This window comes from Mucilaginibacter sp. HD30 (assembly GCF_054061755.1).
On record NZ_JBSSEO010000001.1, the window covers coordinates 424,720 to 447,336 of the forward strand.

A 22,617-nucleotide genomic window follows, 5' to 3' on the forward strand; every position below is an offset into this window, starting at 1 on the left:
TTAACGCCGCACTAGTTACTATCGCGCAACCAAACGTATCTGCCTTTACTGCATTTTGCACAAAATAGCTTCATTATAGGTAAAAATGGCAGAAATATTCGTACAAAAAGCCCGCGGCGTTGTTTAAAATGAAACGGAGCGCCGCATTTAGGACATTTATAGTCTGCAGACTTAACAACTTTGGGTTTCAATATTTGAGTGTGTTTTGCGGTTTATGCTGCCACAAGGTAAAATAAATAGTCTGGTAAAACGATATAAAAAAATGTAATAATGTTTTTACGCTGTTATTTATCTTGTTTTTCGTTGTTCATGAAAGCTATCACTTCAGCAAATTTAACCTGGTAATGGTTGGTTTTATCGCTTAGTTTTTTATTAAGCCCGGTCTGGCCGTTTTTTTTGCTTAAATCGGCAAGCTCTTTCAGTATTTGTATACCGGTAACAATATTATAGCCATTAACGCTGCCGCTATGCAATTGCCGTGCGTAATAGTCAAGCTGGTCTGTTACGTAATTATCAAGGCCTTCCGCCATTTTTGTGCCGATGGCTTTTTGGTTTAATTGATAAGCCAGTTTGGTTATAGTAAGCCTGTTATTTGCCCCCCGCATATCTGCAAATATTTCGGGCATTTCTTTGTCATACTTGCGGATAACGTTGGCAGCCAGAGCAGAGCGACCTTGTTTTATCAGATCGTTTGCCAGCAACGTAAAGGCATTTGTTGTTACCGAGTAAAACATGGTTCGGCTTTCTTCGTCCAGGTATTTTGCATTTTTGTAGTTGCCAAACCTGAATTTATTCATCAGGTTATTATACATAACCGCGCTGTTGGTTTTCAACGTTTGGTCCGCCAGCGTTGTATCTGATTTCAGAGGCAAAAAACGGTAAGTGAATCCTTCGCGATACAGATAGTTTTGCAAGCCCGCCAGGTTTGCATTGCCTATAGTAACGGTAAAACATATCGGTCGTTTCCAATTGTTATGCGCCAGGATATCTAAAATGGCCAGATCATCTTTCATTATATAGTCGGAGTTGTACCGCCATGTAACGCTGTCTCCTAAGTATGCTCGCTGCTTAGAATCTACTACATTGTTTCTTTTAACTGCTACGCTGTCAACGGTTATTTTAAGGTCTTTTGTAGGGAGGGTATTAAAAACTGCACCGTTTTGCCCTTTAAAACTGCCTTCGTCTGAAATAATACCATCAAAAACGTCTTTCAGCTCCTTACAGCCCTCTGCGCCGCTGTCGTGGTAATAAACTACGTCGCGTACACCGGTTTTGTATTTGCTGAATGGCATGGTAATAGGCAAGGCCGCAGATTGATTCATTGGTCGCTGCATTTGGCGGATGTACCAATCTGCTGATAGCAGGCTGATATTCACCACACGCACATCGGGCCTAATGTTTTCTACCTCCTGCGCGTACCATAAGGGGTAGGTATCGTTATCGCCATAAGTGAATAATATGGCATTTGGCGGGCAGGACATAAGATAATTGTAAGCTATATCGCGGGCAACAGTTTTGGTAGACCTATTATGGCCGCGCCATTCCTGGCAAGCCATTAAAACCGGTGCCATTAACAGGCATGCAGCTAAAGCAGCTACAACGGCTCCTTGTGTTGTCAGCATTTTTTTAAGCAGCGTAGCTAATGCTATTGCACCTATGCCTACCCAAATTGCAAACGCATAAAACGAGCATACATAGGAGTAGTCTCTTTCGCGGGGTTGTACGGCGGGCTGATTAACATATAATACAATGGCCATGCCCGTAAAAAACCAAAGCAACAGCACAACAATAGCGTCGCGCTTGCGGTGTTTAAAATGATACCACATACCCAGCAAACCAATTATAAGCGGTAGCCCGTACAGTGGGATGTAATTAGTGCCCTGGGTAACCGATTTAGGGAGCTGTTTAAAACCATCTAAAATGCCGGTGGTCCAGTCGCCATCAACATAACCTTTAAAGCCGCCCATGTGCTGCTGCCCATCCATCTGGTTAATCCTGCCGGCAAAGTTCCACATAAAGTAGCGCACGTACATCTGGTACGTTTGCCAGCTTAAAAAGAAGCCAATATTGTCAATAAAGTTAGGTGCCCGGTCTGCCGGAATTTGCTGCCATTGGCGATAAAAGCCCACGTCGCCGCCGTCACGACTGAAGATACGGGGGAAGAACGTATTATGATCATATGTATAAGCAGGCCTCTTGCCCGATTCTTCGTAGCGTTTCTCTCCTTTAATATACATGGTGCCGTTATCCTTCCGCTCAACTATGTTGGCATCAAAATAAGGCCCGTAAAGTAAAGGCATTTGCCCGTACTGGTCGCGGTTTAGATAGCTGTTAAGCGTGAAGGCATTGTCGGGGTTTGAGTTATTCATGTTGGTACCTGCTGCTGCCCGGATAGGGATATAAGCAAATGAGCCATAACCGAAATAAATAAATGCAGTACACAGCAATATAAGGTTTAAAGTGGGTTTTTGCTTTTTTATGCTGTAGATGATAGCGCAGACTAATACCAATACCAGCACTATAAAAAATAAAATGGCCCCGGTATTAAAGGCAAAGCCAAGCGAGTTAACAAAGTAGAGATCAACATAAGCGGCTGCCTTTATGGTAAACTGCCTTATGCCGAATTGTACTACAGCTAAAATAATTACGCTTACAAAAAGGGCAATGACTAATTTTTTTAAGGTAATTACCTGGTTGCGTCTGTTAAAATACACCAGCGTAATAGCCGGAATAGTAAGCAGGTTAAGCAAGTGGATACCAATGGACAGGCCAACTATATAAGCGATAAATATCAGCCATTTATCGGCGCCGGGCTCATCAGCATGAGCATCCCATTTTAATATCGCCCAAAAAACAACTGCGGTGCATAGGGCCGATAAGGCAAACACAATGGTTTCTACCGCCGAAAACCAGAAAGTATCAGAAAAAGCAAAACAAAGTGCGCCAACTAAACCGCTACCCATTATTAAAAGGGTTTGCTGTTGGCCGGTCCATTGCTTACTATTTGCCAGTAATTTTTTGGCGATGGCCGTAATGGTCCAGAACAAAAACATAACCGTTGTTGCACTTGCTATAGCCGAACCTAAGTTGGTAAAATAGGCAACTTTAGTTCGGTCGCCGAATGAGAGTAGTGAAAATACTTTGCCCAACATGGCAAAGAGGGGATAGCCCGGTTGGTGGGACACCTGTAAACGATAGGCGCATGAAATAAACTCGCCGCAATCCCAAAAACTTACGCTTGGCTCTAAAGTAAGTGTATAAGTTATGGCGGCAATGGCAAAGCACAGCCAGCCTAATAGGTTGTTGAGTTTGTTGTATTGAGAGAGCATTGAGGGGTAAATATACAAATAGCGATGGGTTTCAGCCCATCGCTATTTGTAGTCATGTTTCGTCTCAAAGGTAATTACACCTTTTTAGGCGGCAGATCAAACGCTATAGCGTTATGTTCAAAGTGCCCTTTGTGCGATCCGTCGCAAAATGGTTTGTTGGCAGATAAGCCGCAGCGGCATATAGATACTACTGTTCTGCCTTGCAAGCCGTAGGCATTGCCCTGCATATCTACTATTTCAAAATCGCCGTCTATTTTAACCGAACCGTTATTGTTAATGGTAAGTTTTGTTGCCATGTATTTATAATATTTAGGGCAAAGATAATTTTATGTGGCCGTGCTGCACAGGCTTTGTGCTATTCAGAATGTATCTAAAGCTTAACAGTAAATTTGAATGTTGTAGTAGTTTGCAATGATGTGTTCTATTTATCTCATAGATAGAAAGCCCTGCCAATCTTGCGGCCAGTCTGCGCTTTACCTGTCAGTTTTATAAGGTTCTTCGCTATCGCTCAGAATGACAAAATAGTTTTCATCACACCCTTAACACTCCCCTAAATCCCCTTGCTGCGTAGTATGACTCTGCGCCGTTATGATAAACAAACACCGTATTATACCTACGGTCGCAAAAAATTGCACCGCCTAATTTTCTGATATCTGCGGGCGTATTTATCCAGCTTGAAGTTTTTAGATCAAAGCTGCCCAACTTTTGCAGTTCGCGGTATTGGGCTTCGTTCAATATTTCAACACCAATTTCTGCAGCCAGATCCATCGCGGTATTTTCAGGTTTGTGCTCTTTTCTACCTTCCCATGCTGCACGGTCGTAGCAAACGCTTCGGCGCCCTTTGGGGCTTTCTGGCGAGCAATCAAAAAAAATATACTTGCCGGTTTTATCATCAAAGCCAACCACATCCGGTTCGCCGCCGGTAAATTCCATTTCGTTTAATGCCCATATTTTTTCAGGATCGGCCACCAGTTTTCGCTGTACGTTAGCCCAGCTTATGCCGCTGTGGCGCTGCATATGGCTTTCAAAACGTGCTTTAAGGATGCCCAGCAATTCTGTGCTTTGCTGTGGTGATAATGTTTTTTTGTTGCTCATAATTTATTAATTAACGGATATTACCCGCTTTTCTGCGGGCCTGAAATACCACGATACAATGGTTAATACTATTAATAACGCGGGGCCAAAAAGCGAGATAGCTTTATCCCCGACGACCAAATGCGAATACACTGCTCCCGACATAGCGAAGAAAAAACCCGCGTAGGCCCATTCCTTTACTAAACCAAATTTAGGAATTAGCAATGCCATCACGCCTAAAATTTTCCATATGCCCAATAGGTTAAGCAGATATAAAGGATAACCCAGCATCGCCATCATGGTTGCTTCATCCTTTACTTTCAATAATTGCACTATTGCGGTGGATAACATTCCTAACGACAGCCAAAGCGTGGCTATCCAATAAATTATAGTGTTTCTCTTTGTCATGGTGTTATTGTAATTTATCGGCTATCTCTTGTAAACGATTATGCGCCATATTAATGCCTTGTTTAAATGGCATTTGCAGTACCGCGTCGCGCTGCTCAACAGAGCGGTAAATGGTATGGATGGTGAGTTTGCTGGTATCATCTGTCAGTTTTTCAAACTCCAGAAACTCCAGTTGCACATCAAAGGGCATGTTCTCAAACTCAAAGGTGCGGATTATCTTTTCATCGGCGATGAACTCATGAATAGCACCGTTAAACCCATATTTATTACCCTTCGGGTCGGTAGTTTCAAAGCGGTAACTACCGTGCTTTCTGTTTTCCAGTTTAAGCACCTTGGTTCCCATCCACTGTTCTATAATTTCGGCCTCGGTGTAGGCTTTGAAAAGTAAGGCCACTGGTAAATCAAATTGGCGGGTAATGGTAAGATCGTGCCTACCGTCGTCGGCAGCAACTTTTGTTTTTAGTTCCATAAAAGGTTTATTATTTTTTCTGCGGATAGGTTTTCATAATGGCTTCTAGTTTGTTGAATCTGTCGTCCCACATTTGGCGGAAGGGTTCAATAAACGCTGCTACTTCTTTCATTTTTTTCGCATTAATATGGTAGTGAACCTCGCGCCCTGTTTGTGTTTGCGCCAGCAATTCGCATTCCGTAAGGATCTGTAAATGTTTAGATACCGTCGGTCGGGCTGTATCAAAATTGGCGGCTATTGCACCGGCCGTCATGGTTTGCGATGCCAGCAAAAGTAAAATGGCTCGGCGGGTAGGGTCCGCAATGGCCTGAAATACATCTCGTCTTAAATTCATTATGTAGCTATTTGACTACAAATATATATGTAGTTATTTAACTACGCAAATTTAATTAAGAAAATGTCTGAAATTGAGGTTCGCTGTTTATTGCGAGGGTTTGAAAATAAGATTGTTTGGAGGATTTAAAAAGAGCGGCGGGCGGTGCGATTCCCCTCTCGAGAGGGGTGTAGGGGTGTGTTATGTGAGCGGATTAACACACCCCGCAGCCGCGCAATTCCTACGCACCCCCTCTCAAGAGGGGAGTTTTGTTGGCATATCATTTCTTTCGAACATTCAAGGTTTCAAAACCATTGCTATGTTAAATACCCGCCGCGTCCTTATTATACTTACTCCTGTACACCAACGGCGAAACACCTGTAAACTTTCTAAACACTTCGCGGAAAGCCTTCAGATCAGAATAGCCTACCTCATACATAATTTCGTTAATTGATTTGCGGGTGGTTTCGAATGCTTTCTTTGCTGCCTCAACTTTAACACGCTGCATATACTCAATGGGGGTGTTTCCCGTAGCTTTTATAAACCGCCTATCGAAATTTCTTCTGCCTACTGCAAATTTAGCAGATAGGGTCTCAATGGAGATCTTGTCCGTCAATTGGCTTTCTATGTAGGCCTGTGCATCCTTCACCATTTCGTCGCTGTGTTGTTTTTGCCCCTTAAAAATTATAAATGGCGACTGGCGTTGCCTGTCTATTTCAATCTGGAAGACTTTGGAGCAAAAAATGGCTGTTTTGCGGTCGTAGTATTTCTCAACCAGATAGAGTACAAGGTTTAAAAAGGAGTAGGCGCCGCCGTTGGTGTAGATACCGTTTTCATCGGTTATCAACTCATCCGGCTGCAGGTTTACATTAGGAAATAATGCCCTGAATTTATTGGCATAGTTCCAGTGGGTAGAGCAGCTCTTGCCATCCAATAAACCGGTAGAGGCAAGCATAAACGCGCCGCTGCACATGGTGGCTATTTCGCTGCCGTTTTTATATTGTTTTGTTATCCAGTCTGCAATTTCCGTGTTGCCTTTTTGCGCAATCTCAAAACTCTCTAAAGATGGTATGATGATCAAATTGGTTTTACCAACATCGTTAATATGGATATGTGTTTTAATAGAGAAAAGTCCACCTGCCAACCCTGTATTTTGAGATAGTCCTGCTATCTCAATTTTAAACACCTCCTTGCTGCCGCTCTCTTTAAAATATTGAGTTGCCCTGGTTAGTATTTCATAGGCACCCGCTATACAAGCTACGGTACCCAGGTTGGTCTGAGCGTCGGGGGCAATTATAGTAATGTGTTTCATGTCCGTAAAGTTAAGCTGTTCGATTGTCCAAATCAACCCATCATAATGTCTATTTTACCCTATCCCGGGTGCCTGTATTACATTTAGATTTGCTTTATAAAATTCAGATACGCATATGAAACTAAAAAAATTAATAATCGCAATATGTTTAATTATGGCCGGTCATTTTGCAAAGGCACAGGTAAAAGCAGTTGATATTGTAAAAGAATGGGAAAGGTCAAAAACTTACACCCAAGAGTATATGGATGCCATGCCCGAAAGCGGTTACACATTAAAACCAACGCCCGAGATGCGATCATTTGCTGAACAACTATTGCATCTGGCAGATGCTAACTATGGCCTTACTTCATCAGCTATAGGGATAAAGAGCGCATACACGGTTGGCGATCTGGAAAAGAGCCCGGATAAAACCAAAGCGAACGTAACTAAAGTAGTATTGGCCAGCTATGATTTTGTTATTGATCAGATAAAAAAGATGCCCGAAGCGCAGTTAGACCAGAACGTTAAAATGATAGGAAGCTTTGATATGCCTAAAAGAACAGGTTTAGCCAAAGCTTTAGAGCATCAGGCACATCACAGGGGGCAGACCACTGTTTACCTGCGCCTGGCAGGTGTTAAGCCGCCGCCGGAAAAATTGTTTTAAATAGCGTAATCGTCTAAAAAAATGTCATACTTAATATTAACTAACATGCAAGCATCAGATTTTACTACTACCATAACGGTAGATCAAACACCAACAGAAGTTTTTGACATTATTAACAGCCCGCGTGAGTGGTGGTCTGGAGAATTTGAAGGTGATACCAAAAATCTTGGTGATGAATTTACATACAGGTACCAGGACATGCACTATTCAAAGCAACGCGTGGTTGAATCAATCCCCGGTGAAAAAGTGGTATGGCTGGTTACGGAAAGTGAGATCAATTTTGTGGAGGATAAAAATGAATGGACGGGTACGAAAATAATTTTTGACATCAGCAGAAAAGACGAAGAAACGCAGATCAAATTTACACACCTTGGTTTAGATACAAATGTTGAATGTTTTGAGGGCTGCTCAACTGCCTGGAAACAGCTTATTGAACATAGTCTGTTTACGTTAATTACTACCGGGGCAGTAGAAAAGCCCGCTTTGTAAAATCATTATGGATCACTATCAGATATTTTATAACCTTCATCACCAATCAAAGCCGCTGTTAGTTGGCAATGCCTGGAATGCCAGAAGCGCTCAGATCATTGAAAAAACAGGATTTGACGCGGTTGCCACATCAAGCGGCGCCATTGCCGACTCACTGGGCTACAAGGATGGCGAGCAAATCCCGTTCGACGAAATGTTGTACATCATAGGGCGGATAAAATCGGCTATCAATGTTCCCTTATCTGTTGATATGGAAAGGGGTTATACAAATGATCTGGAAGAACTAACCAGTAACATCCAGCAGATTATTGACATTGGGGCGGTAGGCATCAACCTGGAAGATAACCAGGGCGAGGAAATTTATTTAGAGAAGCTATATGCTGTTAGCGAATACCTTAAAAGCACTAATCAGCAGTTATTTATTAATGCCCGTACTGATGTGTTCCTTCAAAAACTACCCGATCCTGTAGAAACAGTGATAGCAAGGGCAGGGCGTTACAAGCAGGCCGGTGCTAATGGTTTGTTTGTAACGGGAGTAAGCGATACCGGAATAATTAAAGAAATTGTATCAGCAGTTAATCTCCCTGTAAATGTTGTTGGTGTATCCGCCATTGCCAACGTGCAGCTATTAGCCGATTGCGGCGTAAAGCGAATAAGCATGGCAGGTATATTGTATAATGCCGGCTACATAAAGATCAATGAGTTGGTTGCGGCTATCAAAGAAGAAAATTCATTGGCTAAACTGTATTAATCACAATGGTAAAGGGTGGCTGTAATTTATTTCAGACCACCCTTTATTATCGTCGTGTTACAAAATATAGAACATGACGTTATTTTGCGGCGCAGTTCCGGGTTCAGATACTTTGGCGTACTCATCTTTAAGCAGCTGGCGCAGGTCATTTTCAATTTTTTTACTTATCGCCGTCATAGGCGTGTCCGTAGGTTTGTTCTCAAACGGGTCCTGTAGATGAATAGCCATCTTCTCTATCAGGAAGAACGATGCCGATATAGCCACAACCAGCGGGATCTGGAATATGCCAAAAAACTCTATCAAACTAAAGGGCATCAGCAGCGCGAACAGTATCACCAGCATATGAATGTACAAGCTATAAGTAACCGGGAACACGGTATTCTTTATCCGCTCGCAGGCACCCATAGCGTTAGAGAAGCGGTTAAGCGTTTCGTCCATGGCAATCTGCTGGTATTCATTAACCCAGCCCAGGCGCAGCAATAAGCGCAGGTCATTGCCATGTTGCTCTAACAACGCCAACGGTGTGTTATCAAGCCTTAAAACCGCCCGTTTTTCTTCCTCAGATATCAGGTTATTAAGTGTTTCGTGCGCGTTTTGCCCCCTTAGGTGTTTGCTTAAGCTGTAAACCCAGGCAATTTGTCTTTTTATTATACGTTCGCGCAAGGCAGACCTGTCTTCATCATCATATGAATTGTCAACAAAAGTAAGTGTCTGACGTGCGAACGATCTCGAATCGTTTACGATTGAGCCCCACAACGTGCGGGCCTCCCACCAGCGGTCGTACGCCTGGTTAGACCTGAAAGCAAGCAATAATGATATAATGGTACCCAATATTGCAGGTATGGCAATAGGTATAGATACGCCGGGAAAATTACATACGGTATGGGCAATATATACTAAGCTGGAGTAAATGCCAAGTAGTGCCAGTTCCATTTTTATTTTGCCTACAACGTAGCTTACCGGAATGTTTTTCTTTAGTAACATAGCGTTTTTAAGTTTGGTTATACATATTGGTCAGCAAGCATAGGTTCTTGTTCCCTCTCTCTAATCACTTCCGGTTTTAATGCAACCGGTTTTATCTCCAGTTCTATGCCATTTATCGTCGCTATCTTTTTGCCGCAACGACCAATCATTTCATCAGGATTTATGCTTGATTTATTAAGCATTTGGTATTTATAGTCTTTAAGCGGCAAAACGGCATCAATGTTATGCAACTCCATAAAGTTTTTAAAAGCTACCGTAGTATTGCCGTAAAAAAACTCCAGACGGATGTTATTAAGCTGATGCTGGTGCTCGTTTTTAAGGCTGATGCAGGCCTTGTAAAAATCATCAGAAATGTGTTTGTATTCTTCAGAGCGGCGGCTTAGCATCAGCAGTTCCCTAACACAGTCGGTAACGCTCATCATGTGCACCATAACTACGTCAACCTTTTCAGGATAGAACTTTGATAATAACTTAGGAATGTATTGTAGTGATTCGGTTCGGTAGTCGGTTGGAATAAGTACTGTTTTCATGTTCTTGAAGCTTTAAGTGAGCACTAATTGTTATGTTACAATTGTACTCCGAGCTTATTAAGAACCTTTAAGAGACTTATTATATTTTAATTAGAGTTTAACACCATCAAGCGGTAAAAATACCTGTATCTCTGTACCTGTGTTTACTTCAGAGCGTATGCCAATGGTGCCATTGTGTAAACGGATGATATTTAAGGTTAAAGGCAAACCTACGCCGTGCCCACTATAGTCGTGTGTGTTTGATGCCCTGAAAAAAGGCTCAAAAATATGTTGTACCTCCGTGGCGGGTATGCCAATACCCTGGTCGGTTACAGAAAATACAATACTGTTATTCCTACAAAACAGTTTAACGTTCACCATATCGTTGTGCGAGTACTTACATGCGTTGCTGATAATATTAGTGGCGGCCAGGTTAAGCAGGTTTAAATTGCCTGATACATGCAGGTTCTCAGCATCCGGTGGTAAGCCCGAAAAATCTATTTCAATTTTGCTTGTCGGGATAATTTTTTTTACCGATTCAACTGCTGTTAAAACAAGTTCGTCCATGCGTATAGGCTGCCAGTTTTGTTTTTTACCGTCAAAGCCGGTTTGTGCTAATGATAATAAACTGTTAAGCATCTGTATCAACTTGTCGGTTTCATTGTGTATGACGCTCAGTGCCTCGTGATGCTTGTCGTCAATCTGACTATTATTAAGCGCCAGCTCAAGCTCGCTGTTTATTACCGTTAATGGAGTACGCAACTCGTGTGAAGCATTGCTGACAAAATTGTTCTGCGTTTCAAAGGCGGTTTCCAACCGGTTAAGCATGTCGTTAAAAGTGTGCGACAGTTCCGCTATTTCGTCTTTACCGCGAGGCTGGTCAAGCCGCAGATGCAAATTATCAGACGTAATACCGTTAACCTTTTGGATAATTTTACGTACCGGTGCAAATGTGTAATTAGAAAATGCCCTGCCTACAAAAAATACAATAACCAGTGCACCAAAAAAGCCAATCAATAATATTTTTTGCAATTCTACTATCTCTCTCAGGCCGTATGCGTTTAGTGCCGTGGCTATTACTATATAGCTGTCGTTCTTTACTTTAAACACTTTGCCGGCAAAAAACTTGTTTCCCTTACGGTAAGTTATGCTGTTAAGATCAATAATATCCTGAAAAAAAGCTTTGGGTACCCCGGGGTTTTTATAGTGGCCTTTTTTATCTGCTTTAATAATATATTCTGTTTCGCCGTCAAGGCGCTCCAGGTAGCGGTTGCGTACTTCCTGGTAGGCATCTTTATCGCCGCCGGGCAGCAAATTTATCTCGGCTGTAAGATTAGTACGGGCCTCAAGTCGTTTAAAAAAGTCGCGGTAATTAAATTGGTATTCAAAATAGAGGATAAAGGCGTTAAGCAACAGCAATATACCTGTAGACAAGACCAGAAAAAGCAAGGTTATTTTGCTGGTGATCTTCAATTACTCTTCCTCCTTTAGCATGTAACCCATACCAAAAACGGTTTGGATATAACGTGTCAGGTTAGTTTTATCCAGCTTTTTGCGCAGGTAATTTATGTACACATCAACAACGTTGGTGCCTAAATTAAAATTTATATCCCAAACGCTTTCTAATATCTGTACCCGCGACAGTACCTTTCGGGGGTTTTTCATAAAATACGCTATTAACCTATATTCTGTGGGCGACAGGTTAAGTTGCTTGCCATTGCGAGACAGTACCTTGGCATCCATATCCAGTTCAAGGTCCTCCCAGGTATAAGTGGTAGCATCTTGTTTAGGCTCGTTTCCGCTGCGCCTTAGCAGCGTTTTTAAGCGGGCTGCAAGTTCGGCCATTTTAAATGGCTTTGCCAGGTAATCGTCTGCGCCGCTTTCAAGCCCCATTACAATGTTTTCGGTAGAATCAAGCGCAGTAAGCATCAATATGGGGGTGCGTGTGTCAATAGCCCTTATGCGCTTGCACAACTGTATACCATCTATATTGGGCAGCATAACATCAAGTATAATAAGATCAAACGGATAGCCTGCAGCCATTTGCAGCCCCGTAAGGCCATCAGTTGCTACGCTTATGTTATCAAAACCATACTCGGCAAGCCCGCGCTTAACAACCGATACTACCTTCGGCTCATCTTCTACCAATAATACTGACATGCTAATTATTAACGTTATTTTCCTTTTGCACGTGGTTCAGAAATACGCCATTACCACTTCAAAAGTCGTGAATTTAACAAAAAAATAATGTTTTTGTTGGGTGTGCGCCTAAATGCAGTAATTGGCATTTACGCAAAAGTGGATTGAAAGCGCCGGTATGCTCCTTCTATCAACCAGAGCATTTGGGTGGCATGCGCAAATGGCAGGCTAACTCAGTTCGCCAGCAACTGGCAAGATGGTGCAGCTGCGCCGTTGTTTGTTGCCGTACTACTCCCTGTACTTAAAGGAAGCTTTTAATGAGTTTATATATAGCGTCTGCAATTACAATTAAGATGAGCAGACCAAACATAAATTGCAGCATGTTCTCAAATGTCCTGTTTCTGACGGGCATAATGCATAGAATTAAAAGGTAGACGATTGAGACGCTATTGAGAAACAGCTTCTTTGCGTTTAATAGGGCCTGAGTTATTTAACCGTGTGCTTAGGATTGCTCGCCAGGTATGTAAAACCAGGCACAAAAGCAAAAGCACATATTCCCATACGCTGTCGGATGGACCTTTGTTAATTATTGACTGGATAGAAACCATTGTTATGATAACTAATGTGAGCGTTATCAAACCTATTGATGAGAAGATTTTAATAATCATGACTTGGGGGTTTTGCCGTTTTACGTTCAAAAAGCCAGCCAATTGCTCTTAAATTAAACTTTGGTCGTTTTAATTTAACTGTTTAGAAACTGTGGAATTATTGCGATTTTTTTTACCCAATAGAATATTCAGTTTCCACAACTTGTGGGAATTTAATTACATAACTGATTTACACGAGCTAAGTTGATGTTTGCATAAAACAGCTTCAATCCGTTTGATTTTTGTCTAACAAACGGCGATGATAATTAATTTGGCCAAGGTGGTACATAAGGTGCGATGAAAGATGGCTCAAAAAATATCCTGTAGTAACCGTTTCCTCTGCAACCAACTGTGGATACTCTTCGGCTAAAATATCATCACTTAATTTATCAAGCGTTGTAGCAATCATGTTAATGGTGTCATCAATACTTTTTAAAAGTTCAGCACGCGGTACATCGCGCAAAGAAAATTCCGATGGCCTGTTACGAACAAATCCTGTATTACCTAACACGCCACCAATGTAAGCATTCAAATTCCCTACTAAGTGCAGGCAAAGGTTTCCCGCTGAATTGGTGATACCCTCCTCTGTATACCAAAGTTTTTGCTCATTGTGGTATAGTTCGATCTCGGTGCGAAGTTTACCCAGATCACGCAGATAAAGTTTTTTTAGAATAGCAACAAACATGGCAGAGTTTTTTTAACTGACCAAAAGTATAGATTTAAAATCAACCAATAGCCTGAAAATACCAAAAGAGGATTGGTATTTCCGGCATACCTGTTGACTTTCCCTCGCTGAGCGCATAAAGTAATGTCAGCCTTTATAATATTGGAGATTTGTGATTGATTAGTACTATTATAGCTCAAATCTGTTGTTGATCAAACTGTTAAATGATCGGCCCGATGTCAGTTTTACTTCCGGGCTATGATCCATCACAAATATCCTGGCACCATTAAAGCCTTTTCTTATCTCTTTTATAAAATCAGTATTGATAATTGCGCCGCGATTGATCTGTATAAACTGCTCGCTTAGCTTTTGCTCCAGCCCGCTAATGGTATAATCTGTTATATGCTTTTTACCATCATTTGTATAAACAAATACGTATTTGTCTTCCGCTTCGGCATAAACTATGTCTGCAGGTTTTATGAGCAAGATTCTGTCGCCGATCTTTACCGTCAGGTTTTTTGCTGAATTTTTTGGTTGCAATTGCTGCAATAATGTTGCTATCGGAATTTGCTGCTGCTCCTGTTGATGCGTTTTTAAGCGTGCTACTGTTTTTTCCAGTCTGTCCTTTTCAACGGGCTTCAGCAAATAATCGATCGAACCTTCTTCGAAAGCCTTGATAGCATATTGGTCATACGCGGTAGTAAAAACCACCTTTGGCTGTGTGCTTAGCCTTTCTAACATCTCAAAGCCATTTAACACAGGCATTTCAATGTCTAAAAAAAGTAATTGGGGTTTTAATTTTTCAATAAGGTTTAAGGCCTCCAGGCCATTAGCCGCCTCGCCTATGATATTTATCTCGTTAAATGGCTCCAGCAGACGTTTCAGGCGTTGCCTGGCCAGTTGTTCATCATCAACTATTAGTGTTGTCCAAATCATAACTCAATTGCTTGCGGGCAGGCTTATCCTGATCTGTTTTTTGGGTTGATTGAATATTTGCACCTGGTAATTATCCGGATAGATCAAGTCGAGCTTTTCATACGTGCTCTGCAGTCCATAACCCATATCCATTTCCTCCGGAAAAGCGCTTCCGTTGTCAGCCACATTAATCTCTAATACTGCACTATTTTTGAATATGCTTACTTCCAAAAGGCCATGCTCTGCCACATTATTTAAGCCGTGTTTAAAAGCATTCTCAACCAGCGGCTGCAGCAAGAAACGAGGGATCTTTTCTTCATATAAATCTTCAGCAACATCTATTTTGAATTTTATCCGCTCGCCAAAACGAACTTTTTCTATTGCCAGGTATGTTTCCAATATTTCTATCTCCTGCCTTATAGTGCACAGGTTTTCTTGGCTGGAGTTGAGGCTGTATCGAAAAAGCCGCGAAAGGTTCAATGTCATGGCCTCGGCTTTATCCGCATCTTCATGGATAAGGCTGGCAATGGCATTAAGGGAGTTGTATAAAAAATGCGGGTTGATCTTCGATTGAAGGGTTTGTAGCTCCGCCTGCGTTTTAAGCTGATTTAGTTTAACCAGGTCTAATTCTGTTTTACTGATCCTGTTTTGAAGCGATACCTTTTGAACTCTGAACAAAAGCATGGAGGTCCCAACAATCAGCACAATTACAACGTTAAATCGGTAGTCCTGCAAGTGGTTTAAAAAACTGTAATGTGTTTTAAAAATTACTGATACAATAAAATAAGACAACTCAGCGCCTATTACCATACCAATCAGGTTGCATAAGTAATACCCGGCAATAAAAGCCCATAAGTTACTTTTACAATTACGTAAATAACGTTCGTATACAAACACGCTGTTGGTAATGCTTAGCGATATAAACAAGCTGAACAAAATGTTTAGTAACATTTCTCGCATAGACGAAAAATGGGCGTTGAGCGCGCTGATGATAATATTGATAATTACTCCAATAGCGATCCCTATGAGCCCGTACCGGATGTTCCATACCCAGATACTCTCACCCTTAAAAGACATATTTTGCCCGTACATTTATTGCTCTAATTTACTAAAATACAACATTTGAATAGAATGTCTATTTGCACTGGCTTAATAAAACCTGGCAGCGCTCTTTACCCCATGATGGCTCTATACCTGTAATGTTTTCTTTTGCATATTTTTCCAGCGCCTTAACAAATAATGGTTTGGCGTTTGCGCTGCCGCCGCCAAAAGCAATGGGCATGTAAAAAGTGTTCTGTCCCTTAACAAAGTAGGGGCGTGGGTTCTCCGGATTTAATGCAATCGCCAGATCTAAATAACCACTGGCTTCACCCATCATATTCATGGCCCTGTTTGTTGGATCAACAGCCATTTTCATAAACGTTACGTAACCCATTAGGGTAGCAATCTCGCTGTTTTTCGGGCTCAGCTTATCCGCTTTCTGCGCAAAATCCATGGCTTTATCATACAAAGCATCTTTTTGGTTGGGTTGTTTAGCATCAATAGCTACAAGCAAATTACAATAGCCGGCATAATATAAGGGTAACCATTCCTTTGATTCTGCCAGTGCAATGCGCTCAAAATAATTGGCAGATTGCACCAGCTGTGCCGATGAACTGTCGCTTTGAAAAGCTGTCAGACCTTTTTTCATGGCGTTTAAGTAATTGGCGCCTGATTGTGCGTTTGCGCATATTGCAAACAGCAATATGGCCAATGTTAATTTTAGTGTTTTCATTTTTTTATCGTTTTTATGTTAGTGATTGAATGTGTTATCGCCTATGGTAATGAGCACGCCCATAATAAAATCGCGTTTTGCTGCGGGAGTTATGGGTACCCGCGACTGGCCGTTCGCCGAATAATTATACCCATACACATTATTGAAACCCGGCAGGTTACTTGCTGACGCATATATTACGGCAAAGTTGTTAAACAAGCGGGTAAGGTAACTGATGTTAAAACTGAGGTTATTAAAGCTCTTTGTCTCATCTGCTAAAAACACCGCGTTATTAGGGTTATAATATGTGCGCCCGCTGCTATAAGAATAGGTTAAGCCAATTTCTGACGTGACAGAAGGAATATATTGTTTGTAAACAGCGCTCAGTGTATGTTTTGCGGCAAATGGAGGCGTTACCTGCGCCGGATAGTTTCTAAAATCTCGTTTAGTGTCCAGGTAAGAATAAGAGATATAATAATCCCCGCCAGAGATGGTTTTTTTATCCCGCCAAAAAATGTCTATTCCTTTTGCATAGCCTGAGCCGCCGTTGTTAAGGTTGGTAAAGTTGATAACCGAATAGGTAGGCGCAATGCCGGTAAAATCATACTTAGTAAGGCCATTATAACTTTTGTAAAAGGCTTCCACCCTAAAGGTTCTGCCATCATCTACATGCTGGTAATTAACCAGGAAATGGCTGGCCTGTTCGCTGTTAAGCTGCTTGTTTTGGATCAGGTATTCCTCATCCGGATTTTGGTAAAATTTACCGAAAGCTAAAGACACCTGGCTCTTGGCACCGGTTTTTATACCCAGGGATAAGCGTGGAGCGGCAGTCCATCCTTTATTAAAATCTTGATACTCTGCTCTGAAGCCGGTGCGTGCTATCAAAAAAGTATTCAGCCTGATCTCGCCTTCAACAAAGCCCGCCGCCATTTGATTATTAAAATTGCGGCTTTGCATGTTCCAGCTTTCTAAGCGGCCGCTGTTGGATACTTCGCCACCGGCTCTTATTAATGAGCCACCACCCAGATAATGGGTAAGTGTGATCCTGCCTTGCAACAGGTCGGTGTTTTTTTGGTAAGTATTGTTATCAATTAAACCTGTCTCGTGCGTGTTGCCGTATCCCACACCGCCTTGTATCTTCCAGTTTTGGCTCAGCATATCCTGGTAGGTGGAGTTGAAGTAATAATTTTTATTGTGGTTAATGATGTGTGCTGAATTAGCCACAGCATTATTATTTGTAAACAGAGACGCATTTTTGCCATCATATTGAGCAAACACCCTCAGGAACCCATTTTTTGTCGGTTTCCATTTGTACTGCACATTGGCGGTAAGTTGATCTGGTGCCACATCCCAGTTAACATTTTGCTTAAATACACTATAGGCCGGGCCGAGGTTGTAATAATTAGCCCCAACTGTTAAAGCACTATTTTCTTTCCGTTCAGTATGCGCTGCGCCGACTCCAACAGTCATTAATGAAAACTCAGTAGATGTTTTGGCCGGCAGGTCCTTAGTTTCCAAAAGCAATGCTGATGACAGCGCCTGCCCGTATTGGGCAGAATAGCCGCCTGTAGAAAAGGTAGTGCCTTTAAATAAAAACGGAGAAAAACGCCCTCTTGAAGCAAGATCTGGAAGCTGGCTGCCAAATGGATCTTTTACCAGCAAGCCATCAAAATAAGTTTGTGTTTCTGATGCTGCACCACCCCGTACAAACAGACCATTTTCGCCGAAGGCCTGGCTGGTGCCCGGCAGTGTTCGTAGCGCCGAAACAACATCGGCCAATGCACCGGCAGTAGTAGCTACATCCAGCGAGTTTAAAACAGCGCCTTTTTTACTATCGCCGGTTTCCAGTGTACCAGCAGTTATGGTTACTGCATTAAGCTCATTTGCGGCTTCTGCCATTACTAAAGTTAATTGGATGGGCTGGCCTTTTACATCAATAGTAATACTGTCGGTTGTCAAGCCAAGCGCTGAATAGCGGATAGTGAACCGGCCTTTTTCAGATGTCAAAAAACTGAATCTCCCTGCGGTATCGGTGGAAGCGCCGTCGTAAGTGTTGACAAGGGTTACGTTTACACCAATTGCAGGTTGATTGTCTTTTGTTTTTACCGTACCTGAAATTGTGGTTTGTGCAATAGCGCCAAAAAAGGCAAAGATCAGCATGATGATGAGAGACGGCGTTTTCATATTTACGTGATTATGAAAACGAATATGCGGTGTATCGGGAGTTTTTAACAGCAATTTCCGATGAACGTAGTTTTTAAGCGTACCAACTGCACAAAAGAATTACTTCTTTGCTGATGCATTTAGGGAGGGCATACGGAATACCTCAAATCAAACTGGTGATTACTTAGTTAAAAATTGCGCAGTCAAGGAAATGATAGGCATGTTTAAAAAAGATCCTGTTAAACGGTATCGCGGTAATTGTGATCTTTATTAGCCGTTAATTGCTGCTCCTCCCCTTTTCTTCAGCGTCTCCTCGATCGCGCTCCTCGGTCTGGCGAATTTTGGTATTGCCAAATCGCCAGGTGAAATTAAACGACACCCGGCGACTCTCAAAAGTGCCCAGATCGGTATAATTCAGGCTGCCGAAACTTACACGGGTATAATTACGCTGCGTTTTAAAAATATCGCTGATACCGAAGCGAAGGGATGCCTGTTCTTTAAATAGTTTATGGCTGATACTTAGGCTGACATTGGCGCTGCTTTGCTGATAATAGATCAGGTTTTGCGAAGCAGAAGTATAACGTCCGCTCAGCTGCAGCTGGTAGGCGCCCGGCAGAACGAAACGCTGGCTGGTGGATAACTGGTATCGCCATTTATCCAGATCTAGGCGGCCCTGAAATAAAGCGCCGTTAAAACGATCGTTGCCAACATTAGCCTTATTTAGCATATTCCACCATTTGCTGACCCTAATAGGATAGTTAAGATCAAAGTTAAGCGTTTGCATTTTACCGGTATTGCCCGGCATCGCTATCAAAATATTGCCGGCTTGTTGATAAATGGTACTAAAGTAGTCATTGGCCCGGCTGTAAGTGCTTAGTAGTGTAATGCGGTCATTGAAAGTGTAGGCCAGCTCTGCCTGATCATTGCGCTGCACCCGCAGGCCGGGGTTGCCCGTTTGCAGGTTCAAGGGGTCCTGTACGTATACAAAGGGTTGCAGGTCACCGTAATCCGGCCGTCTGATGCGGCGGCTTACCGATAACCGAAAATGATGTTTGGCATTGGGCATCCAGGTTAGGTAAGCTGAAGGCAGCAGGTTGAAATAACCGGTATCAGGTTTGATGAGTTGCCTGGTTTCTCCTTTGGCATTAGTTTGTTCCACCCTTAAACCCAATTGCCAACCCCATCTGATATAGGATTTGGATAAACTGGTATAGGCAGCATGAATTTGCTCGCTGTAATGGAATTGGTTCATGTCCTGGCTATTACCGGTCTCCACACCGGCGATCTTTAAACCTGCTTCGGCCTTCAGTTTGTTCTTCCAGCTATGTGCATAATCCGCTTTGAGCGTGTTGATTCTGATAGTGGTAAGGGTGGCATAATTGATCGGGGCCTGACCGGTAGTTAGCAAAGTTATCTGGCTGTTCTTGCTAAAATCAGCACGGTCAAGGTCTACGGTCAGTTCTCTACCTAATGTATCAATGTAGCGGTAGTTCAGGTTATAGGTGTTCCAGTGGCGGACATTAGGATTTTGACTGATGGTATGGTAACTATTAGTCTCCTGCTGTGAGTAAGTATCATAACTGCCGGTATTGGTACTGGCTTCCCGTTCAATGATACCGCCAAAAGTACTGTTCCGGTTAAGCCCATAATCCAGAGCTACTCTGAAAACGGGATCGCTCCATTTATCAAGGTTAATGTTTTGCTGATTTAATACACCGGGATTTAACTGACGTGCTTTGACGTTCTCCGTCAGGTAGCCACCGCTATGCCAGGCTGCGTATCCGCTAACCGCCAGTTTACCTGCGCCGTAGTTTAAGAGCCCCGAAAGATCGGCCCAGTTATGGATGGCCTGAGAGGTGCTCAGGTCTGCGTTACCGGTAACGCCTTTTACCACGGCGTTAGTTTTAATGTTTATAATGCCGGTATTCCCATTAACCTCGTATTTAGCGGGCGGATTACTCATTAACTCCACCTGTTTGATGCTACCGGTTGGCATTGCTTTGAGTAGCTTAGCCAGGTCGCCTGCCGTAATTTGAACCAACTTATCATTGATAAAGATCTGAACTTCTGATTTGCCGCTCATCATGATGGCGTCTTCATTGTCACTGATGGTAATACCCGGTGCAAGGCTCACAATCTCCAGCCCGTTAGCCGCCAGTTTTTTAATCGCGTCGTTCACGCTGATTACACTACGGTCGGTCTGTTGGTGGATCAGGGCCTGTCTGCTCTGGATGCGGATCTCTTTAAGCTGATTGACGGATGGTTGAAGACGTATTGTACCTAAAGACCGTTCCGCAGAGTAAATCGTATCGGGTATAAAACCTGTGGATGTAATGATCAGGTGGTCCAAATTTGGCACAGGCACACTAAAATAGCCCGCTGTATCGGTTAATATTGTTTTGCTAAGCTTTGTTTGGGTAAACAGGCACACAACAGCGCCTGGTAAAGCCATACCATTATCATCAGTAACCTTTCCGCTTACCTGAGCGGCTGCAGTTAATGTAAAAAAACTAAAAATAGCGAGCAATGATTTTTTCATGGCTCAAAAGTGGGGGTATCAGGCAGCCTCTTCGCTTCAAAACATGATTTGAATCCACTAATTGACCAGGTAATCCTTCGGGCTTTTACCCGTCACTTTTTTAAATGCCCGGTTAAAGGTGGATTTGGAGTTGAAACCTGCATCATAAGCGACGGCGAGCAGACTGAAATTCTGGTAACCGGGTGTTTGCAGCAAAGCGATAGCCTCCTGCACCCGGAACTCGTTCACATAGTCGTTGAAGTTTTTATTGTAAACTCCGTTAATAACTTTACTCAATAAGGAGGGATTCGTGCCGATCTTTTTAGCGAGATCAGTTAGGGTTAGCTCTGGTTCAAGATAGATTTTTTGTTCCTTCATCAATCCATCTACTTTTAACTTCCAGTCCAGCATCCAGGACTGGTCCTGGTTGGGAACATCGATTGTTCCGGAGATTAACAACAGCGGCTCGGTATAAGTGGTGAGCAGCCGCGGCTCAAAATTAAGTTTGATAATAGGTTCGGCACTGTAGGCGCTGATCGCCATGTAATAGGTTATCAAGGCGAAAGCGAAAAAATAATACCAGGAACGTACATAGAACAATTCGATAAACAGGGAGACGATATGTTCGGAAAGCAGCAGGACGGTCAATAAAGAAAAGGCATACAAAAAATTGCGCAACCATTTAAAGCTGGCTGTATCTGCAAACGAATACTCAAAATCAGTGAAGATTATATATTGGCGGTAGTACCGGATTGATAAGATCAGATAAAATAGGATACTGGCACCCCATGTCCAGCCGTACCAGGCATCAAAGTCAGGATCCGTTTCACCATTCATCAAATAGTATTTTCCAATCAACAGCTTATCTGTGACTACAATGATCATGCACCAGACCAGGTATAAAGCTCCCGGTATGAAATGAAACCAGTCGCGACGAGTTAAGCGGTATTGCACATTGGTCAAACTTTTAAGATAGAAAAATAGTAACGGACCGAAGAACAGCGCATGAATAAAGGGTGTATAAAAAAGGATCTCCCTGTAGGGTTGGCTATCATACCAACCGGCGAAACCTGACATCCAGGGAAAAATAAAAAGGGCTGACAGTAAACAAAAGGCCCCTAAAATGTTGTCCGACAGCCGTTCCTGCCGTATGCCGCGTTTCCAAAAAAGAAAGGCATAAACACACAAATGCGTGAAAAAGATTAATAACAGCGAACTGCGCAGCCCAAACTGAAAAAGCATACACGAAGATAAGTCTTATGGTGACTCAATTTATGTCAAAACATGATCTGACACCAACAAGTAGAAAATATTGGCATAGGCATTAGAACGTTGTTGGATTTAAAGGCGTTTTCTATAAATATTTATGCCGGGATGGTAGGGGAGGCAGCACGGTCTGGTTTACATTGCCCATTGCGAACTAATCCGTGTTTCAAATAAACTGAATTAGACAAGCCATTGAATAATATTTGCAGTGTTCGGCATCTTTCATCACTTTAGCATTTCAATTATAAACTTTTTCATCATTATGGTTTTC

21 protein-coding genes are annotated in these 22,617 nt (G+C 42.4%); 3 read left to right on the forward strand and 18 right to left on the reverse strand.

The features are described 5' to 3' along the window. Positions 1–284: 284 nt before the first annotated feature. From ACVW2L_RS02120 to ACVW2L_RS02150, 7 genes are all read right to left on the reverse strand, one after another. Positions 285–3,329 (reverse strand): glycosyltransferase family 117 protein, encoded by a 3,045-nt coding sequence (locus ACVW2L_RS02120; RefSeq protein ID WP_457126299.1) that lies wholly within the window; start codon positions 3,327–3,329, stop codon positions 285–287. Positions 3,330–3,403: 74 nt separating this feature from the next. Next, positions 3,404–3,625: a CDGSH iron-sulfur domain-containing protein gene (locus ACVW2L_RS02125; protein WP_457126300.1), complete on the reverse strand. Its 222-nt coding sequence runs from the start codon at positions 3,623–3,625 to the stop codon at positions 3,404–3,406. Positions 3,626–3,860: 235 nt separating this feature from the next. Then, entirely contained in the window at positions 3,861–4,424 is a 564-nt protein-coding gene (locus ACVW2L_RS02130; protein ID WP_457126301.1) for a DUF4256 domain-containing protein, read from the reverse strand. A 6-nt stretch (positions 4,425–4,430) separates the two neighbouring features. Then, positions 4,431–4,811, reverse strand: a complete 381-nt coding sequence (locus ACVW2L_RS02135) for a DoxX family protein (protein WP_457126302.1) — start codon at positions 4,809–4,811, stop codon at positions 4,431–4,433. 4 nt (positions 4,812–4,815) lie between these two features. Continuing rightward, entirely contained in the window at positions 4,816–5,280 is a 465-nt protein-coding gene (locus ACVW2L_RS02140; protein ID WP_457126303.1) for an SRPBCC domain-containing protein, read from the reverse strand. Positions 5,281–5,290: 10 nt separating this feature from the next. Continuing rightward, positions 5,291–5,614 carry an ArsR/SmtB family transcription factor gene (locus ACVW2L_RS02145; RefSeq protein ID WP_457126304.1) on the reverse strand — a complete coding sequence of 108 codons (324 nt, stop codon included), beginning with the start codon at positions 5,612–5,614 and terminating at the stop codon, positions 5,291–5,293. Positions 5,615–5,915: 301 nt separating this feature from the next. Beyond that, complete coding sequence (locus tag ACVW2L_RS02150; protein ID WP_457126305.1) at positions 5,916–6,905, reverse strand: GlxA family transcriptional regulator; 990 nt, start codon at positions 6,903–6,905, stop codon at positions 5,916–5,918. 115 nt (positions 6,906–7,020) lie between these two features. On the opposite strand from ACVW2L_RS02150, the gene ACVW2L_RS02155 reads away from it, so the two are divergent. From ACVW2L_RS02155 to ACVW2L_RS02165, 3 genes are read left to right on the forward strand one after another with little or no spacing between them, the layout of a single operon-like run. Beyond that, positions 7,021–7,548, forward strand: a complete 528-nt coding sequence (locus ACVW2L_RS02155) for a DinB family protein (RefSeq protein ID WP_457126306.1) — start codon at positions 7,021–7,023, stop codon at positions 7,546–7,548. A gap of 21 nt (positions 7,549–7,569) precedes the next feature. Then, a complete protein-coding gene (locus ACVW2L_RS02160) occupies positions 7,570–8,037 on the forward strand; it encodes an SRPBCC domain-containing protein (RefSeq protein ID WP_457126307.1) in 468 nt (155 codons plus the stop codon). A gap of 7 nt (positions 8,038–8,044) precedes the next feature. Then, positions 8,045–8,788 carry an isocitrate lyase/PEP mutase family protein gene (locus ACVW2L_RS02165; RefSeq protein WP_457126308.1) on the forward strand — a complete coding sequence of 248 codons (744 nt, stop codon included), beginning with the start codon at positions 8,045–8,047 and terminating at the stop codon, positions 8,786–8,788. A gap of 57 nt (positions 8,789–8,845) precedes the next feature. Here the strand turns inward: ACVW2L_RS02165 and ACVW2L_RS02170 are convergent, their stop codons facing one another. The 11 genes from ACVW2L_RS02170 to ACVW2L_RS02220 form a co-directional block, all read right to left on the reverse strand. Beyond that, positions 8,846–9,772, reverse strand: coding sequence for a bestrophin family protein (locus ACVW2L_RS02170; protein ID WP_457126309.1), 927 nt, complete (start codon positions 9,770–9,772; stop codon positions 8,846–8,848). A gap of 17 nt (positions 9,773–9,789) precedes the next feature. Beyond that, positions 9,790–10,302, reverse strand: a complete 513-nt coding sequence (locus tag ACVW2L_RS02175) for a hypothetical protein (RefSeq protein WP_457126310.1) — start codon at positions 10,300–10,302, stop codon at positions 9,790–9,792. 90 nt (positions 10,303–10,392) lie between these two features. Beyond that, the gene (locus ACVW2L_RS02180; protein WP_457126311.1) at positions 10,393–11,754 is read right to left on the reverse strand and encodes an ATP-binding protein; all 1,362 of its coding nucleotides are present in this window, start codon (positions 11,752–11,754) and stop codon (positions 10,393–10,395) included. Beyond that, positions 11,755–12,441: a response regulator transcription factor gene (locus ACVW2L_RS02185; protein WP_457126312.1), complete on the reverse strand. Its 687-nt coding sequence runs from the start codon at positions 12,439–12,441 to the stop codon at positions 11,755–11,757. 852 nt (positions 12,442–13,293) lie between these two features. Continuing rightward, positions 13,294–13,752, reverse strand: a complete 459-nt coding sequence (locus ACVW2L_RS02190) for a DinB family protein (protein ID WP_457126313.1) — start codon at positions 13,750–13,752, stop codon at positions 13,294–13,296. A 168-nt stretch (positions 13,753–13,920) separates the two neighbouring features. Continuing rightward, the gene (locus ACVW2L_RS02195; RefSeq protein ID WP_457126314.1) at positions 13,921–14,667 is read right to left on the reverse strand and encodes a LytR/AlgR family response regulator transcription factor; all 747 of its coding nucleotides are present in this window, start codon (positions 14,665–14,667) and stop codon (positions 13,921–13,923) included. Positions 14,668–14,670: 3 nt separating this feature from the next. Then, positions 14,671–15,723, reverse strand: coding sequence for a sensor histidine kinase (locus tag ACVW2L_RS02200; protein WP_457126315.1), 1,053 nt, complete (start codon positions 15,721–15,723; stop codon positions 14,671–14,673). Between the two features lie 58 nt (positions 15,724–15,781). Then, entirely contained in the window at positions 15,782–16,420 is a 639-nt protein-coding gene (locus ACVW2L_RS02205) for a hypothetical protein (protein WP_457126316.1), read from the reverse strand. Positions 16,421–16,438: 18 nt separating this feature from the next. Further along, complete coding sequence (locus ACVW2L_RS02210) at positions 16,439–18,583, reverse strand: TonB-dependent receptor (RefSeq protein WP_457126317.1); 2,145 nt, start codon at positions 18,581–18,583, stop codon at positions 16,439–16,441. 256 nt (positions 18,584–18,839) lie between these two features. After that, complete coding sequence (locus ACVW2L_RS02215; RefSeq protein ID WP_457126318.1) at positions 18,840–21,101, reverse strand: TonB-dependent receptor domain-containing protein; 2,262 nt, start codon at positions 21,099–21,101, stop codon at positions 18,840–18,842. Positions 21,102–21,158: 57 nt separating this feature from the next. After that, a complete protein-coding gene (locus ACVW2L_RS02220; protein WP_457126319.1) occupies positions 21,159–22,322 on the reverse strand; it encodes a helix-turn-helix domain-containing protein in 1,164 nt (387 codons plus the stop codon). Between the last annotated feature and the right edge of the window lie 295 nt (positions 22,323–22,617).

What these genes read in the sequence shown, in the direction of transcription:
- ACVW2L_RS02120 (WP_457126299.1), bottom strand. Translation starts at nt 3,329, where the DNA reads ATGCTCTCTCAATACAACAAACTCAACAACCTATTAGGCTGGCTGTGC.
- ACVW2L_RS02125 (WP_457126300.1), bottom strand. Translation starts at nt 3,625, where the DNA reads ATGGCAACAAAACTTACCATTAACAATAACGGTTCGGTTAAAATAGAC.
- ACVW2L_RS02130 (WP_457126301.1), bottom strand. Translation starts at nt 4,424, where the DNA reads ATGAGCAACAAAAAAACATTATCACCACAGCAAAGCACAGAATTGCTG.
- ACVW2L_RS02135 (WP_457126302.1), bottom strand. Translation starts at nt 4,811, where the DNA reads ATGACAAAGAGAAACACTATAATTTATTGGATAGCCACGCTTTGGCTG.
- ACVW2L_RS02140 (WP_457126303.1), bottom strand. Translation starts at nt 5,280, where the DNA reads ATGGAACTAAAAACAAAAGTTGCTGCCGACGACGGTAGGCACGATCTT.
- ACVW2L_RS02145 (WP_457126304.1), bottom strand. Translation starts at nt 5,614, where the DNA reads ATGAATTTAAGACGAGATGTATTTCAGGCCATTGCGGACCCTACCCGC.
- ACVW2L_RS02150 (WP_457126305.1), bottom strand. Translation starts at nt 6,905, where the DNA reads ATGAAACACATTACTATAATTGCCCCCGACGCTCAGACCAACCTGGGT.
- ACVW2L_RS02155 (WP_457126306.1), top strand. Translation starts at nt 7,021, where the DNA reads ATGAAACTAAAAAAATTAATAATCGCAATATGTTTAATTATGGCCGGT.
- ACVW2L_RS02160 (WP_457126307.1), top strand. Translation starts at nt 7,570, where the DNA reads ATGTCATACTTAATATTAACTAACATGCAAGCATCAGATTTTACTACT.
- ACVW2L_RS02165 (WP_457126308.1), top strand. Translation starts at nt 8,045, where the DNA reads ATGGATCACTATCAGATATTTTATAACCTTCATCACCAATCAAAGCCG.
- ACVW2L_RS02170 (WP_457126309.1), bottom strand. Translation starts at nt 9,772, where the DNA reads ATGTTACTAAAGAAAAACATTCCGGTAAGCTACGTTGTAGGCAAAATA.
- ACVW2L_RS02175 (WP_457126310.1), bottom strand. Translation starts at nt 10,302, where the DNA reads ATGAAAACAGTACTTATTCCAACCGACTACCGAACCGAATCACTACAA.
- ACVW2L_RS02185 (WP_457126312.1), bottom strand. Translation starts at nt 12,441, where the DNA reads ATGTCAGTATTATTGGTAGAAGATGAGCCGAAGGTAGTATCGGTTGTT.
- ACVW2L_RS02190 (WP_457126313.1), bottom strand. Translation starts at nt 13,752, where the DNA reads ATGTTTGTTGCTATTCTAAAAAAACTTTATCTGCGTGATCTGGGTAAA.
- ACVW2L_RS02195 (WP_457126314.1), bottom strand. Translation starts at nt 14,667, where the DNA reads ATGATTTGGACAACACTAATAGTTGATGATGAACAACTGGCCAGGCAA.
- ACVW2L_RS02200 (WP_457126315.1), bottom strand. Translation starts at nt 15,723, where the DNA reads ATGTCTTTTAAGGGTGAGAGTATCTGGGTATGGAACATCCGGTACGGG.
- ACVW2L_RS02205 (WP_457126316.1), bottom strand. Translation starts at nt 16,420, where the DNA reads ATGAAAACACTAAAATTAACATTGGCCATATTGCTGTTTGCAATATGC.
- ACVW2L_RS02210 (WP_457126317.1), bottom strand. Translation starts at nt 18,583, where the DNA reads ATGAAAACGCCGTCTCTCATCATCATGCTGATCTTTGCCTTTTTTGGC.
- ACVW2L_RS02215 (WP_457126318.1), bottom strand. Translation starts at nt 21,101, where the DNA reads ATGAAAAAATCATTGCTCGCTATTTTTAGTTTTTTTACATTAACTGCA.
- ACVW2L_RS02220 (WP_457126319.1), bottom strand. Translation starts at nt 22,322, where the DNA reads ATGCTTTTTCAGTTTGGGCTGCGCAGTTCGCTGTTATTAATCTTTTTC.